This window comes from Spirosoma profusum, from assembly GCF_014699005.1.
GTDB lineage: Bacteria > Bacteroidota > Bacteroidia > Cytophagales > Spirosomataceae > Spirosoma > Spirosoma profusum.
Window position 1 is genome coordinate 326,546 of sequence record NZ_JACWZY010000001.1, and the last position, 15,622, is coordinate 342,167.

9 protein-coding genes are annotated in these 15,622 nt (G+C 49.0%); all 9 read right to left on the reverse strand.

The window, feature by feature from the left end; all coding sequences use genetic code 11:
* Window positions 1–21 precede the first annotated feature (21 nt).
* Window positions 22–2,373: an ABC transporter permease gene (locus tag IC229_RS01130; RefSeq protein WP_190885077.1), complete on the reverse strand. Its 2,352-nt coding sequence runs from the start codon at window positions 2,371–2,373 to the stop codon at window positions 22–24.
* Between the two features lie 78 nt (window positions 2,374–2,451).
* Window positions 2,452–4,839 (reverse strand): ABC transporter permease, encoded by a 2,388-nt coding sequence (locus IC229_RS01135; RefSeq protein WP_190885078.1) that lies wholly within the window; start codon window positions 4,837–4,839, stop codon window positions 2,452–2,454.
* A gap of 218 nt (window positions 4,840–5,057) precedes the next feature.
* Window positions 5,058–7,445 carry an ABC transporter permease gene (locus IC229_RS01140; RefSeq protein WP_190885079.1) on the reverse strand — a complete coding sequence of 796 codons (2,388 nt, stop codon included), beginning with the start codon at window positions 7,443–7,445 and terminating at the stop codon, window positions 5,058–5,060.
* Between the two features lie 309 nt (window positions 7,446–7,754).
* Window positions 7,755–8,945, reverse strand: coding sequence for a formaldehyde dehydrogenase, glutathione-independent (gene fdhA, locus IC229_RS01145; RefSeq protein WP_190885080.1), 1,191 nt, complete (start codon window positions 8,943–8,945; stop codon window positions 7,755–7,757).
* Window positions 8,946–9,041: 96 nt separating this feature from the next.
* Window positions 9,042–9,443: a GlcG/HbpS family heme-binding protein gene (locus IC229_RS01150; protein WP_190885081.1), complete on the reverse strand. Its 402-nt coding sequence runs from the start codon at window positions 9,441–9,443 to the stop codon at window positions 9,042–9,044.
* A 286-nt stretch (window positions 9,444–9,729) separates the two neighbouring features.
* Complete coding sequence (locus IC229_RS01155; protein WP_190885082.1) at window positions 9,730–12,099, reverse strand: ABC transporter permease; 2,370 nt, start codon at window positions 12,097–12,099, stop codon at window positions 9,730–9,732.
* Window positions 12,100–12,202: 103 nt separating this feature from the next.
* Complete coding sequence (locus IC229_RS01160) at window positions 12,203–12,463, reverse strand: hypothetical protein (protein ID WP_190885083.1); 261 nt, start codon at window positions 12,461–12,463, stop codon at window positions 12,203–12,205.
* 94 nt (window positions 12,464–12,557) lie between these two features.
* Entirely contained in the window at window positions 12,558–13,139 is a 582-nt protein-coding gene (locus IC229_RS01165; RefSeq protein ID WP_190885084.1) for a hypothetical protein, read from the reverse strand.
* Window positions 13,140–13,153: 14 nt separating this feature from the next.
* On the reverse strand, window positions 13,154–15,601 hold the full coding sequence (locus IC229_RS01170) for an FtsX-like permease family protein (protein WP_190885085.1): 2,448 nt from the start codon (window positions 15,599–15,601) through the stop codon (window positions 13,154–13,156).
* Between the last annotated feature and the right edge of the window lie 21 nt (window positions 15,602–15,622).

Sequence of the window (15,622 nt, forward strand, 5' to 3'; positions counted from 1 at the left end):
CGCGCATCGCTGCGTAATAACCTAATCGGAACGTAGCGACTTCACTGGGTTCGCCAGCGCGGCTTTTACGCTTTGGAAACTTAACGTAGCGAACGCAATCAAAATGGCTAGTAAACCCGCCAGCACGAACATCCACCACTCCAATTTGACTCGATAAGCAAAATCCTGGAGCCAACGATCAGCCGCCCAATAAATCAACGGACTGGCAATCAGAATAGCCAGCAGGACCAGTTTGAGGAATTCGCGCGAAAGCAGAACAAGGATACTACTTACCGATGCGCCCAACACTTTGCGAACGCCGATTTCTTTCGTTCGACGTTGAGTGGAGAAGGCCACCAGCCCAAACAATCCCAGACAGGAAACCAGTACGGTTAAACCGGCAAAACCATTAAATACCGAGATCATCAAACGATCTTTCCGGTACTGTTCTGCAAACGAATCATCCAGAAATTTGTACTCAAATGGATAAGCCGGGTAGTGCCGTTGCCAGATTGATTTTACAACGTCGAGATTTGCCGGCTTGATACGTACCATCACGTTACTAATCGGGAACGTATTGTAAATCATGACCAGCGGCTCTACCGGATTGTGCAACGATTTGTAATTGAAGTTTTTAACCACGCCAACTACTTCGCCTTTGTGGCCAAATCCATCAATTGTCTGACCAAGCCCGTTTTTCCAGCCCGCCAGCTTCATGAAGGCTTCGTTGACCAAAAAGCCTCCTTTCTGGTCAGATTTCGTACGTGACGATACGTTCCGTCCGGCTTTCAAACGAATATTCAGCAAGGGCAGGAACGTATCGTCGATGAATATGTAATTACACATCACCTCCCGCTTTTTGCCATACGACTGAATATTTGTAGAAGCCATTGCTGTGGGGCCATTCGCTAAACCCGATCCCAACGTAACGGCTCCTACTTCACTACGTTGCCGCAGACTATTGGCCATTGCTGTGGCGCCAGCTCGCGCTACAGAATCATCGGGCAGATAAACGCTGAGCACCTGATCGCGGGTGAAGCCAATGTCGTAGGTTTGCATGTAATCCATCTGCCGGTGAATAACCAACACGCCGGCAATCATGGTAACGGCCAGTACAAATTGAAAAACGATGATTGATCTCCGAAACCAGGGCGCGTGTCCATAGCCGCTCAACGTACCTTTCAATACGGCCACAGGCTGATAACCTGATAGGACAAGTGCAGGATATAACCCGCCTAAAAACGTGACGATCAGCCAAAAACCAATGGCTAGCTGAAGCGATTCCAGCCAGGAAATCTGTAATTGAATAGTCAGTAATTGATTGAAAAACGGGATCGCTAACTGCGTTAACGTAACAGCAAAAAGCAGAGCTAAACCGCTTAACAAAAATGACTCGAACAGAAACTGGCGAACCAACTGACCACGTTTCGCACCGTTAGCTTTGCGGATACCCACTTCTTTCGCACGTTCGGTAGCTTTGGCTGTCAACAGATTGATGTAGTTGAGTAGTGCAATTGCCAGCACAAATGCGGCCAGAAAGGCAAATAAATAACTGTACTGCTTATTCCCTTTTGGTGTGTCCTCTATCATGCCCTGACTATAGTGAACGTCGCGCAATGGCTCTGCCGGAAAACGTATTGAATAGCCTTCAGCGCCCATTTTCTTGAGTTCAGGATTGACATATTTTGCAGCCAGGAAGTCTAGTTTTTTGGCGAAATCTGACAGATTGGGCTCATTCCGAAAAAGTACGAAAGTATACGCCGGAAAATCTTCGGCGAGCCACGCCTGACTTACTGGCGGTTTCTGGCTAAGCAATGCCCGAATCGGTAGATCTGAATTGCTCGGTGGATTCGCAATGACGCCCGTAATCTGATACGTCTCCTTGTTGATTTCTATGGATTTGCCCAGTATATCGGTTCTTCCAAAATATGAACTGGCAAATCGCTCAGTGACCACCGCACTGTTGGGATTAAGCAGTGCTTTTGCCGGGCTGCCCGATAGAAAATTGAAAGCGAACACCGAAAAAACGTCATTGTCGGCGTAGTATACATCGGGTTCACTTATCAACTTGGTTGGCGTCCGGACAGTTGCTGAGGTAATGCGAAAACGAACGGCTGTCTCCACTTCTGGATAATCCCGTTTCAGTACTTCGGCCAGCAACATCGGCGCAGAAGCAATCGACAACGGTGACTCCGGCGTTTTCATGTCGGTCGTTAGTCGGAAAATTCGGTCGGCTTTCGGATGAAACGTATCGTAGCTAAACTCGTGATTCACATATAGAACCATGATGAGACAAGCCGACAAGCCAATTGCCAATCCGCCAATGTTCAGCCCTGTGTAGAGCTTATTACGCCAAAGATTTCTGAATGCGATTTTGAGGTAGTTGAGTAGCATAGGGTTTAGGGCTAAGGGCATAGGGTTCGGACTAGCAGTTTTTTTACCCCACGCCCCCAACCCTATGCCCTATGCTATTTATTCAGAACGTAGTGACTTCACGGGATTCGCCAGCGCGGCTTTCAGGCTTTGGAAACTGACGGTGGCCAGCGCAATAATCATCGCCAATAGACCCGCCAGCGCGAAGACCCACCATGAAATGGGTTGCTTATACGCGAAATCATGCAACCATTGGCTCATGGCGTACCAGGCAATGGGCGTAGCGATGACAATGGCAATAACAACCAGTTTTAGGAAATCCTTAGACAGCAACGTAACGATGCTAATGACCGATGCGCCCAGCACTTTCCGGACACCAATTTCTTTGGTACGTTGTTCGGCGGCAAAAGCGGCCAGTCCAAACAGACCCAGACACGCAATCAGAACGGCCAGAATCGTGAATGTCAACAATACCTCGCCCTGCTTCTGTTCAGCTTTATACTGCTTCGAAAAGTTCTCATCCAGAAAATGGAAATCGAGTGTGCTGGCGGGGTCGAAGGTGCGGTAAACCGACTGGATATAGCCCATTGCTTCACTTGCTTTTTCTGGCTGAATTCGGACATAAACGTTGTCTTTTTCGGCAGGAAGGGGCATTTGCAGCACCAGTGGCTCGATTTTATGCTGAAGCGAATACGTATGAAAATCCTTAACAACGCCCACAACGCGAGCGTCGGCGGTATGTTTCTCGTTATCGATGTAGTACCGTACGCGTTTGCCAACGGGCTGCGTCCAGCCGAGTTGTTTCACCAGCGTTTCATTCACCAATACAGCACTTTGCAGGTCACTTTTGAACGATTCCGAGAAATTACGGCCACCCAACAACTTGATCTGCATGGTGTTAATAAAGTCGGAATCCACGGAGAATTTCTGAACGACCTGTGATGTGGCCGATATAGCTCCGTTTTGTTCAAAAAACATCCCGTTGCCGCCGATATTGTTATTGCCAATTGGGTTGCTGGCTCCCGAAGCTCCCTGAACAACCGGGTTTCGGAGCAGCGCTTCTTTCAGCGCATCGACCCGCTGCCGAACATCTTCGCTGTTGATGTGAAAGGTCAATACCTGTTCTTTATTGAACCCTAAGTCCTTGCTCATCACAAACCGCATCTGTCGGTACACAATGCCCGAGCAGGCAATCAGCGCAATCGTGGCTACAAACTGAAAAACCACAAGCCCCTGCTTAAACACAATACTCCCCGCCTGACTACCAAGCTGTCCCTGCAAAGCCGCCACGGGTCGGAAGCTGGATAATCGCAGGGCCGGATAAAGCCCACTCAGTACGCCAATAACCAGCGAGAACACCAGCACCGTGAGCAACGTAGTAGGCAAACCTCCCAGCGACAGCGATTTGTCGGCAATTTGATTGAAATACGGTAAAGCTACCTTAGCTAGCAGCGCACTGACGAAACCAGCCAGCAACGTCATCAACATCGATTCGGTCAGGAATTGTCCAACCAGTTGCCCCCGATGCGAACCAATAGCTTTTCGCACGCCCACTTCACGAGTACGTTTCAGCGCACGAGCGGTGTACAAATTCACGTAGTTGATGCAGGCAATAATGAGGATAAGAAGGGCAACTACCGCAAAAATGTACACGGTATTGGCATTGCCATTCGCGCTGAGTTCATAATCAAGGTGCGAGTGAAGGTGGATGGACGTAATGGGCTGAAACTCCATCCGATAATCGACACCCTCACCGATCTCCTTTTTTACGTACTTCTGGAAAAAGCCGGGCATTTTGGCCTCAAGCGTTTTGTAATTACTGCCTTCCGTCAGAAGCAGGTACGTATAAAGTTCGAAAGCCTGCCACCCGTTGGTGTAATTCTCCGGAAGGGAACGTAGCGCCCGAAACTGCAAATGCGAGTTGGTTGGTACGTCTTCGATAACGCCCGTAACGGTATTTGGAAAGTGATTACTGAGTTCAATAACCTTCCCAATCGCCTTACTCGCATCACCAAAAAGGGTTGCGGCCAGGCTTTTAGACACAACAATGCTTTGCGGTTTGCTCAGCGCTGTAGCTGGGTCACCATACAGAAAAGGGAAAGTAAATACATCAAATACAGACTTATCGGCGAAGTAAATGTCGTTCACCTCAATTTTCTTGTCCTGAAACGTTAAAACGTCACCTCCTTCGGGATTTAAGCGAACGGCTTTTTCGACTTCTGGATAGTCATTTTTCAGGGCCTGCGCATACGGTGCCGACGTAGGGGCGAGTTTCAGATTGCCACCCGGCCACTGCGCGTAGTGAACAACCCGGACAATACGGTCGGCGTTAGTGTGAAACCGGTCGTAGCTTACCTCATTCAGGACATAGAGCACCATCAGCCAGACAGCTGCCATGCCAATTCCTAAACCTACTACGTTCAATCCGCTGAATAGCTTGTTTTTCCAGAATGTCCGAACCGTGATTTTTATGTGATTGCTAAGCATGACGGGTAACTAGTTGAGGTTAAGAAAGGAGCGCCCGCGAAGGTACGTAACGCTTTCATTCTATAGATACCCAAATGCCATACCAAACCGCTAAATGATTGATTATTAAGGAAATTTAAGAATTATATGAAAGATTATGTCCGCAAACGGACGTAGCAGCCGACCATTTGCGGACAATTATTCTGAACCGCTCCGCCGGGCCGCCGGAGCGGTTCAAACTATTCACTACGTAATGATTTTACAGGATTCACTAACGCGGCTTTTACACTCTGATAAACCACTGTTGCCCAGCAAATAAACAGCGTGAGCAGGCAGGCTGCTATAAAAACCCAGACACCAATGTCAGTTTTGTAGGGGAAGTTTTGCAGCCACGTATACATCGAATACCAGGCAATTGGAATGGCGATAGGGAACGAGAATAGTACTAGTTTCGTGAAGTCTTTCGAAAGCAGCAGCACTACGCTACCAACCGATGCGCCCAGCACTTTGCGAACACCGATCTCTTTGATACGTTGCTCGGTTGTGAACGTAGCGAGACCAAAAAGTCCCAGACAGGCAATCAGAATGGTCATTCCCGAAAAGGCAGTGAAAATTCGACCACGGAGTTCGTCGGCCTTGTACGCCGATTCAAAATCCTGATCCAGAAAACGGTATTCAAAAAGCCGGTCGGGATAAGCATCGTGCCATTTCTGACCGATAAAGGCTACTGTTTTCTCGACGTTTTGGGGCAGGATTTTAATGTGTGTAACCGGAAGCGCCCGACCACATAGCATAATCAGTGGCTCAATAGGGCTATACAGCGATTGCTGATGGAAATCCTTCACAACACCGATAACCTGCGCCGTTGGTGGACCTTGTTCACCATTTTGCGGTAAGCTACCCAGAATTATTTTTTTGCCGAGTGGCTGTTTCCAACCCATCCGGGTTACAACTGCCTGATTGATAATGACCGAATTAAGTGTATCGGCTGGGATTTTCTCGGAGAAGTCACGGCCACTCACGAGTTTCATACCCATCGTTTTCAGGTAGTCGTAATCAACGCGCATAGGCCTGAATCCCATTTCTTTCAACCCGGTATTCGACTCGACCGTGAAAATGACCCGTCCGCCGATGTTGCTGGTAGGAGACGAGGCCGAAGCAACCTGACGAACGTTCGGATTAGCCAGTAGCTCATTTCTGAATGCGTTGTACGCAGCACGAGGTTGTCTGTCCTCATAATTTATTGTTAACACCTGCTCCTGATCATAGCCAAGGTCGTGATTACGCATGAAATTCAATTGCTTATACACAATCCAGGTGCAGATGAGCATCGTCAGCGAAATCGTAAACTGCGCAACGACCAACGCTTTCCGGAAGAAACTTCCGCCTTTCACGTTGAATGCGCCTTTAAGTACGGTAGCCGGTTCGAATGCCGATAAATAGAAGGCGGGATAACTGCCGCTGATGAAGCCTGTAAAGACAATTATAGCCAGCGCAATCAGCAGAAACTGAGGACGTAGTAACTCCCGAAATTCAATTTCTTTACCCGAAACGGTATTGAAAAAAGGCAGCAGCGCAACGACCAGAATCAAACTAGCAGCCAGCGCTATGACCGTCATCAACACAGATTCGGTCAGAAACTGCGCCATCAACCGACTACGTAGCGAACCCATTACTTTTCGAAGCCCAACTTCTTTCGCTCGTTTAGCTGATCGGGCAGTCGCCAGATTCATATAGTTGATGCTGGCAATTAGCAACATAAAAAAAGCCACCGCGCTAAACGTGTACACGTACCCAATATTGCCGTTCGATTCGCCTTCCATACTCGAGTAGAGATGGATACGTGTCAGCGGTTGTAATTCGTAGGTGACTTTAATGCCCATTCGCTTGAAAATGGGGCCGATGTATTTATCGTACACCTCCGGAAATTTGCTTTCGAGAACTTTCGTGTCGAAGTTTTCGGGCAAAACCAGATACGAGTAGAGGTAAAAACCGCCGAAGTTACCAGCCTGGCTACGTTCGTTTTGGCCGATGGACATTAGCCCGTTAAACGTGAGATGGGAATTCTTCGGGACGTCTTCCAGCACCGCCGTTACTTTATAGAACGTAGTATCATTGGTTTGCAGCGATTGCCCAACTGCGCTCTTTGAACCGAAGAATTTCTGTGCCGCTTTCTGCGTCAGTACTACGCTGCCGGGTTGTGCCAGTGCCGTTTTAGGATCGCCTTCGATAAATTTATAGCTGAACACATCGAACACGGTGGAGTCGGCGGCATAGATATCCTCTTCGTAAAACCGCTTTTCGCCCTGCCGAAACATCACCCGACCATACGGGAAAAGCCGAACATAATTTTTAACGAACGGATAATCTTTCTTTAACGTCGGAGCTATGGCAGGTTGCGTACTGCTCCAGCGATTCACTTTATCCGGCTCGGTGATGTGAGAAACGATTCGATAAATCTGGGAGCCATTTGCATGATAGCGATCGTAACTCAATTCATCCGTTACGTAGAGCAACAGAAGCAATCCACAGGTAACGCCGATTGTCAGCCCCAGAATGTTAATTAAACTGTAGAATTTGTCTTTGCGCAGATTTCGCCAGGCAATTTTTAGATAGTTAAGCAGCATATAGGTAGGGGTTTAGGGCATAGAGGTAAGGGCATAGGGTAACACATCGTCAGTTTACCCTATACCCTTACCTCTATTATCCGCTCTAAAACCGGCGCAAATGCCTTGCCAGAACGTAGCGGGGCTTTTCTGAGAATACCGAAGCCATTTTTGATAAATGTACCTCTGAGTAAATGTCCGATACTGGACAATCACTGTCCCCAGTCGGACGGCCATTTCAACGCAAAAATCCCGTAGTCTGACGGAATCCATCGAACTACGGGATTTACTACGTATCAAAACTAACGTATTTGTGCTGATACGATCCGTTTAATTTGGAATCATGCCGTGCGGGTCGATCACAAATTTCTTGGCGGCCCCCTTGTCAAAATCCTGATACCCTTTTGGAGCCTGATTCAAACTAATGACCTCTACGTTAACAGCTTTTGCAATCTGGATTTTGTCGTACAAAATGGCATTCATCAACTGCCGATGGTATTTCATTACCGGGCACTGACCCGTATAAAATGCATGAGATTTTGCCCAGCCCAAACCAATTCGGATGTTCAGACTTCCTTCCTTGGCTGCGTCGGTACGTGCGCCGGGATCGCCCGTTACGTATAAGCCTGGAATCCCGATAGCACCCCCGGCGCGGGTTATGCTCATGGCGGCATTCAGTACGGTAGCCGGATGCTCGGTGCCTGATTCAGAGCCATGTCCTCTGGCTTCAAAACCCACGCAGTCGACCGCCGAATCGACCTCGGGCGTACCGACGATGGCGGCAATCTGGTCGGCCAGTGGCGTGTCTTTTCGCAGATCAACCACCTCGCAGCCGAAGCTTTTCGCCTGCTCCAGCCGTTCAGGAATCATGTCGCCCACGATAACGACAGCCGCACCCAGCAAATGACAGGAAGCCGCGCTGGCCAGACCAACGGGGCCAGCCCCGGCGATGTACACAATAGATCCTGGTCCAACACCAGCCGAAACGGCACCATGATAACCCGTCGGGAAAATGTCGGAGAGGAGTGTCAGGTCGCGGATTTTGGCCATCGCCTGATCTTTATCCGGAAATTTCAGCAGGTTAAAATCAGCGTAAGGCACCATTACGTACTCGGCCTGTCCGCCAACCCAGCCACCCATATCTACGTACCCATAAGCTGCGCCGGGACGGGACGGATTGACATTTAGGCAAATACCCGTTTGTCCTACCTTGCAGTTCCGACAGCGTCCACAGGCAATGTTGAATGGCACTGATACCAAATCGCCAACCTTGATGAACTCAACGTCACGCCCGGCTTCAATAACCAGTCCCGTAATTTCGTGCCCTAATACCAGCCCGGCCGGAGCCGTTGTTCGGCCACGTACCATGTGCTGGTCGCTGCCGCAGATGTTCGTCGAAACGATTTGCAGAATAACCCCATGATGACACTGCCGGTCGCCCAGTGCCAGTTTAGGATACTCAATTGACTGTACTTCAACTACACCGGGTTCGATGTAGGCTACACCATGGTTTTGACACATAAGAATAGGGTTTAGAAGTTATTGAGAGTAAGGCCGTAACGTATCGAATTTACTTTGCTACGTTGCAGGGTAGGAGCGCGGAGCAGGGATGGCTGGCTAGCTCAGGGCGTCAACACCAGCTTGGGCAACGGTATGGTCGTTATCGACGGTACTGCCCGAAACGCCAATGGCTCCGATGATTTCGCCGGAATTATTTTTGATGGGAATGCCACCCGGAAATGTGATGAGCCCACCGTTGGAGTGCTCAATATTATAGAGTGGGCCTCCGGGTTGTGATAGTTTCCCGATTTCGCCCGTGGGCATGTCGAAATAGCGGGCGGTTCGGGCTTTTTTCTGGGAAATATCAAGCGAGCCCAGCCAGGCACCATCCATTCGGACAAAAGCGGTGAGGTTTGCGCCTGAATCAACTACAGCGATATTCATCAGCGTACCAATTTCTGTGGCTTTCGCTTTAGCGGCCTGTACGGCTTTCTCAGCCTGTTCGAGGGTGATAGACATAATGCAAATTGTTGAGTTGTAGAATTAAATAAATGAAGCTTCAGCGTATCGGCGGTAAACCCATCGATATGCTGAAGCTTGCCTTTGTTCTATACTACCAACAGATACTGCAATTGTTCAGAATTTAGTGCGGTATTCGACTGCACCAAATTCTGATTTTCCTCATGCCCTTTATCCTAAACCCTAATCTTGTAGGGGTTTTCGTTTTGTCGCGTAGCGACCTAACAACAAGTGCTGTTTGGTCGCTACGCGACGGAAGGTGAATCTTACAAGACTAGGGTAGGAGCTATTCACTACGTAGTGATTTTACGGGATTCATTAACGCGGCTTTGATACTTTGGAAACTCACTGTTACCAGGGCAATACCAACGGCCAGCAGGCCCGCCAGCACGAACATCCACCACTCTAGCTCAATTTTGTAGGCAAATCCCTGTAACCAGCCCCTGGTCGCGTACCAGGCGATGGGCGAAGCAATGACGATGGCAACCAACACCAGTTTCAGGAAATCGCCGGAAAGCAACGTAACGATGCTGCCGACCGACGCGCCCAGCACTTTTCGGATGCCAATTTCCTTGTTACGTTGCTCGGCGGTGAAGGCGGCCAGCCCGAACAGACCCAGACACGCAATGAAAATGGCTAAGCCCGCAAATACGTTGGTCAACGTACCAACAATACTTTCACTTTTATACAGAGCCTGAAAATCAGTATCGACGAACGAATACGTAAAGGGGTATTTTGGGTTGAACTTGCGATATAGAGCTTCAACACTAGCCAGCGCCTGCTTCGTCTGACCGGGTGCTGTTCGAATCAGAATGTTGTCGTAATTCCAGGTTTCGGCAAGTCGGATAATGAGCGGCCTGACTGCTACGTGTAACGAATTGAAATGGTAATCTTCGAGCACACCGACAATCTTTCCAGCTGTTCTGCCAAATGTGAGCGGTTGCCCAACGGGGTCTTTATAACCGATACGTTTCGCAGCGGCTTCGTTGATGAGGTAATTTGCCGAATCCATACCGAAACTCGGTGAAAAATCGCGTCCACGGAGGATCTTGATTTTCATGGTTTTCGTGAAATCGTACCCTACCCACGTATTGTTGAATTGAATGGCCGACGTCGGGTCTTTCCCAACCCAATGGACGCCATCGGTCGTATTGCCGTTCTCCAGCGGATTGGTCTGAATGTGTGTTACGTTCTGAATACCGGGCAGTTGAAGAAGCTCCTGTTTGAATGTGCGGTAGTTCTGAGCCAGCCCCCCTTCGCCGGAAATTTTAATCAGATTTTCGCGGTCATAACCCAGGTTTTTGTTTTGTATGTATTGAAGCTGGCGGTATACGACGATCGTACCAACAAGCAGTAGCATTGTCAGCACAAACTGAAATACGACCAGTCCACGTCGGAATACCTGTGTTCCTGCACTAAAACGTAGCGTTCCTTTCAGCACACGTATCGGGCTGAGCGACGACAGAAAAAGGGCCGGATAGCTACCTGCCAGCGCGCTGGTTAACACGAGTAGTCCCAGCAGTAGCATCCAGAAAAGCGGATTGTTTAGCGGCAGGATAAGTTGTTTTTCGGTCAGTAGATTAAAACTAGGCAGCAGCATATTGACTAGCACAAGTGCCAGACAGAGTGCCAGCAACGTAACGAGCAACGCTTCGCCCATAAACTGCCAGATAAGCGATGCACGATTTGCACCCACCACCTTACGCACTCCCACTTCGCGCGCCCGTCTGAATGAACGCGCGGTGGCCAGGTTCATGAAATTTATGCCTGCAATTAGCAGCAAAAACGCAGCTACTACGACAAACAAACGAACGTAGTCGATACGTCCCCCGTCGCGGTGACCATTGCTAAAATTGGAATACAGATACGCTTCGGTTTCGGGTTGCAGAAACAACTGAATGTTGAAATGGGCGTCGATGTCTTTGTTACGTCCCTTCAGAAATGTCAGGAGTTTCGCGTTGACTTTAGCGGGATCGGCATCGGGACGGAGTTGTAAGCGCGTGCCGGGTCCACCATTTTCCCATTGTTGAAGCCAGGGCTCACGTTCAAGATATAAAGGCCAGTTCAGCAGAAATTCGTATTTGTCGGGAGCGTTGGCAGGTAAGTTTTCAAATACCGCCGTTACCTGAAAATCAAGATAATTATCAAACCGAACCGACTTGCCAACGGCCTTTTGATACGTACCAAAAAGTGCATCGGCCAATCTTCGTGAGATAGCCAGGTTGTTGGGCGAACGTAGAGCAGTAGCACGCGTTCCGGCTAACAGCGGAGTGTCGTACATGGTTAACCAATCGGCTCCTACGTAATTCCCCGTTTGCTTCACTACGTTGTTGCCAACGCTAAACAGATGCTGTTCAGGTGATGAAAAACCCGCTGCATACACGACTTCTGGGATCTGTTTTTTGAGTTCCTCAGCCAGTACGCCCGGTGTGTCTTCATCGGTCACGATACGTCCATCCGCGATTTCATGCTCCATCACCCGATACAGATAAGGCGCGTTCGGGTACTGCGTCCCTATGGTCAACTCGTCCTGAATCCAAAGCAGAATCAGCAGGCTCGAAGCCAGTCCGAGGGCAAGCCCCAGTACATTGATGGCTGAGAACGTTTTGTTTTGAATGAAATTCCGCCAGGCGATTTTGAAGTGATTACGTAGCATAGGACTTTGGGGTTAAGAAAGGGTGGCACGTAGCAGGGATAGCAGTGGCAGGGATGGCAGGGAACGCGGAGCAACAATCCCTGCTCCCCGCCATCCCTGCTATTCAAAACGTAGTGACCTGTTGGAGAAACGACGTAGTGGCTTTGGTAAAGACGGCTTTATCCAGGGCTAAAATGGGGTTTGCCGGAATGCACTGGCGAATAATCCGAAGTCGCTTGTTAATATCGCGAAGTTCTTTCCGATACCGTTCATAACTGGTAGGGTCGCTTGATTTAAGCGATTGATCAGCCAGAAAATGCTGACTGATAGCGTCTCGTCGGGTGCACATCTGGTGATAGACTTGTTCGAGTGTTTTAGCGTTCATGGTCGTATTTGTGTTTAAGAGGTAAGGGAAAGAGCATGGAGTAGAGGGTTGGGGCAGGTTTTACCTTTGCCTAAAGCCCTATGCTCCATGCTAGTTACTTCGCCGGAATGCCGATTGATTTTTCAATATCTTCAATCATTGTCTCCCGTTCTTCCTGCGATTTATTCGGAGCGTCAATTGTGCGTTCATAAGTAACCTCGTCACCATCTTTCTTAAAGCGGTAGCGCAGGTACAATTTTCCAGATTCGGAATTGTACCGTACTACTTTTGTAAACGGTTTTTCTCCACCTGCTGTAACTGTCATTGCCTGATTATCAGAACTATTGATCGATACGGTCGAGCCGTCGCTACTGCTACTGATTGAAACTGACTCACTGTGTCGAGGGGCTCTGGGTGCGCGTGGCGCTCGGGGTGCTCTGGGCGCTCGTGGTGGCTCAGGCATACTTACGTTTAGCGAATCCAGAACCCGTTCAGTGAGCGCCGTTCGCTCTTCCTTTGTCAAATTCGTTACGTCAAATGTGCGGTCATAATCGACGTCCTTACCGTCGACAGTACCGTTTACCTGAATCGATAAGGAGTTGCCATCATGGCGTATACTACGGCTGACGGAGTTGTGATGCTGAGCAATGGCGAATGAACTGGTCAGTACGAGGGCACTAAGGAGGAGTGTTTTCATGTCTATAGTTATGTTTATTCTGACCGTAAGGACGTAACAGGATTGCGTAACGCTGCTTTGATGCTCTGAAAACTTACAGTAATGAGGCTAATTCCAATCACCAGCAATGCCGCCAGCACGAACAGACTCCAGGATAGGTCGATACGATACGTAAAACCTTCCAGCCATTTCGTAGTACCCCACCAGGCCAGGGGTGAAGCAATCAGTACGGCAATCAGAATAAGAACCAGGAAATCTTTGGAGAGCAACGTAACGATATTGCTCACCGACGCACCCAGTACTTTCCGCACACCGATTTCCTTGGTTCGGCGTTCGGCGGAGAACGTAACGAGGCCAAACAGCCCAAGGCAGCTAATCAGGACGGCGATACCCGTAGCCAGATTAATCAGCTTGCCGAGGTTTCGTTCATTTGAGTAGAGTTCGACTATCGCTTCGTCGAAAAACTTAGCTTCGAAAGGCTCGCCCGGATACGTAGTGGCCCAGAGTTTTTTGATTTGTGCCAGTGTCTGATCGAACGTAGCGGCTCCGCTACGTCTGAACCGTACATTAAACATATGGAGATTGCCTTTTTGGGACATCAGCGCCGTTGGCTGAATGGTATTGTGGAGCGAACGGTGGTTAAAATCACGAATGATACCAACAATAGGTTTTTTGCCCAGCAAATGACCAATCGCCCTGGCGGGTTGTTGAAAACCCATGTAGCGGGCAAGCGTTTCGTTGATTACGTATTCCCGGGTGGTGTCGTTCTCGATCAGATTACGTCCGGCCAGTAGTTTCAGGCCATACAACGCGACGAAATTGGTATCGACCTGTTTGCGATAGACATTGACTTCTGACTTGCCTTTTTTGCCCGTAAACTCCAACGTAGAGGTAGACCAACTGCCCGAAAGTGGCGTTTGATTTGCCATACTGACCCGTTCAACGCCCGATAGTTTGCGAATACGTTCGGCCAGCGTAAAACGAACGTCATTATGATCGCTGTTGAAAAAAGAACTCATTGGGGTAGAGAAGGTCACGATGGCTTCGCGCTGAAAACCCTGATCCGAATTAATCATGTACCGAATTTGCTGCCCTACCAGCAGCGCCCCGATAATAAACATCTGCGCTATCGTAAACTGCCCCACAATGAGCCCTTTCCGTAACGTAGCAATACCAGCTGCCTGCCCCGTCTGATTTCGTAACGTAGCAACGGGCGAAAGTCGGGCGAGTAACGTACCGGGATAAAAGCCAGCCAATAGCGCCGTGATGAACGACGTAGCGAGCAGAAACAAATACAGTGTTGGGTTAGTAAGATCGAGGGTTACGCCTTTCGGAACAATTTCGCCCAGGTAGGTTAAAGCGCCATTAGCCAGCAGGAGCGATGCACTGGCTGCTAAAATCGTGAGCAGTAAGGTTTCGCCTAAAAACTGTACTATCAATTGCTTCCGTTCGCTGCCCAGCGATTTACGTATGCCAATTTCCTTGGCCCGCCGGGTCGATTGAGCCGTGGCCAGATTGATGAAGTTGATACAGGCCAATAGTAGTAAAAAGCCACCGACCAGACCCAGTATTAATAAGGTTGGCCGATGCGCTACGTGCTGCCCACCCGCAAAATCAGCATTGAAATGAACGTCGCTGAGGGGTTGTAACAATAACCAGCGATCACCTGTTTTTTCGCCGGCAGGTACGTTTGCATCCGCCAGCTTAGTAATCTGATCGCCAAGCCGTTTCGGATCGGTGCCGGGAGCCAGTTTAAGCAGACACTGCGACGAAGAATTCGTGTTATTCCATTGATCGATTCCTAGATTATCCCGGCGTTTTTTACTGGTTGTTTGAGTCGCCAGCGATACAAAGGCTTGAAAATCGAAGTTGCTGGGTTCAGCAAGGTCACTTAGCAATCCCGAAACGGTCAGCATAAGGGTATCTTTATACTGCCTTCCAATCAGCCGACGGCCCACAATAGCTGGACTGGCTTCGCCAAAATACTTCCGGGCCTGTTTTTCAGTCAGGACAATTTGATCGGGTTTGGAGAGTGCGGTTTCAGGATTTCCGGCGATCCATTGCCGCGGTAAAATGTCGAAAAACGCCCCGTTTGTGCTGACAAACTCGTCCTTTTCATCTTTGGAAGCTCGAAACTGAATTGGTTCTTTACCCGGACACGGTATTTCAACGATTTGAAAGCTGCCACTGTGAAAAGGCGCAACCGTTTTTACACCCGTCAATTTTGCCCGTACGGCGTCTGGAATGGGAGCCGCCAAACCAGGGTTATGATAGAATTCATCCCCAAACTTAAATTTCGACACCAGCCGATAAACATGCTCACTATCCGGTACTCGCTTGTCGAAATGGAGTTCATACTGCACAATCAGGTAAATAACCAGACACGAAGCAATACCAACCGATAAACCTGTTACGTTAAGCAGCGTCGTCAGTCGATTCCGGCTGAGGCTGCGCAGAGCGATTTTGAGATAGTTACGTAGCATAGGGCAGAGGTTTTTTTATGT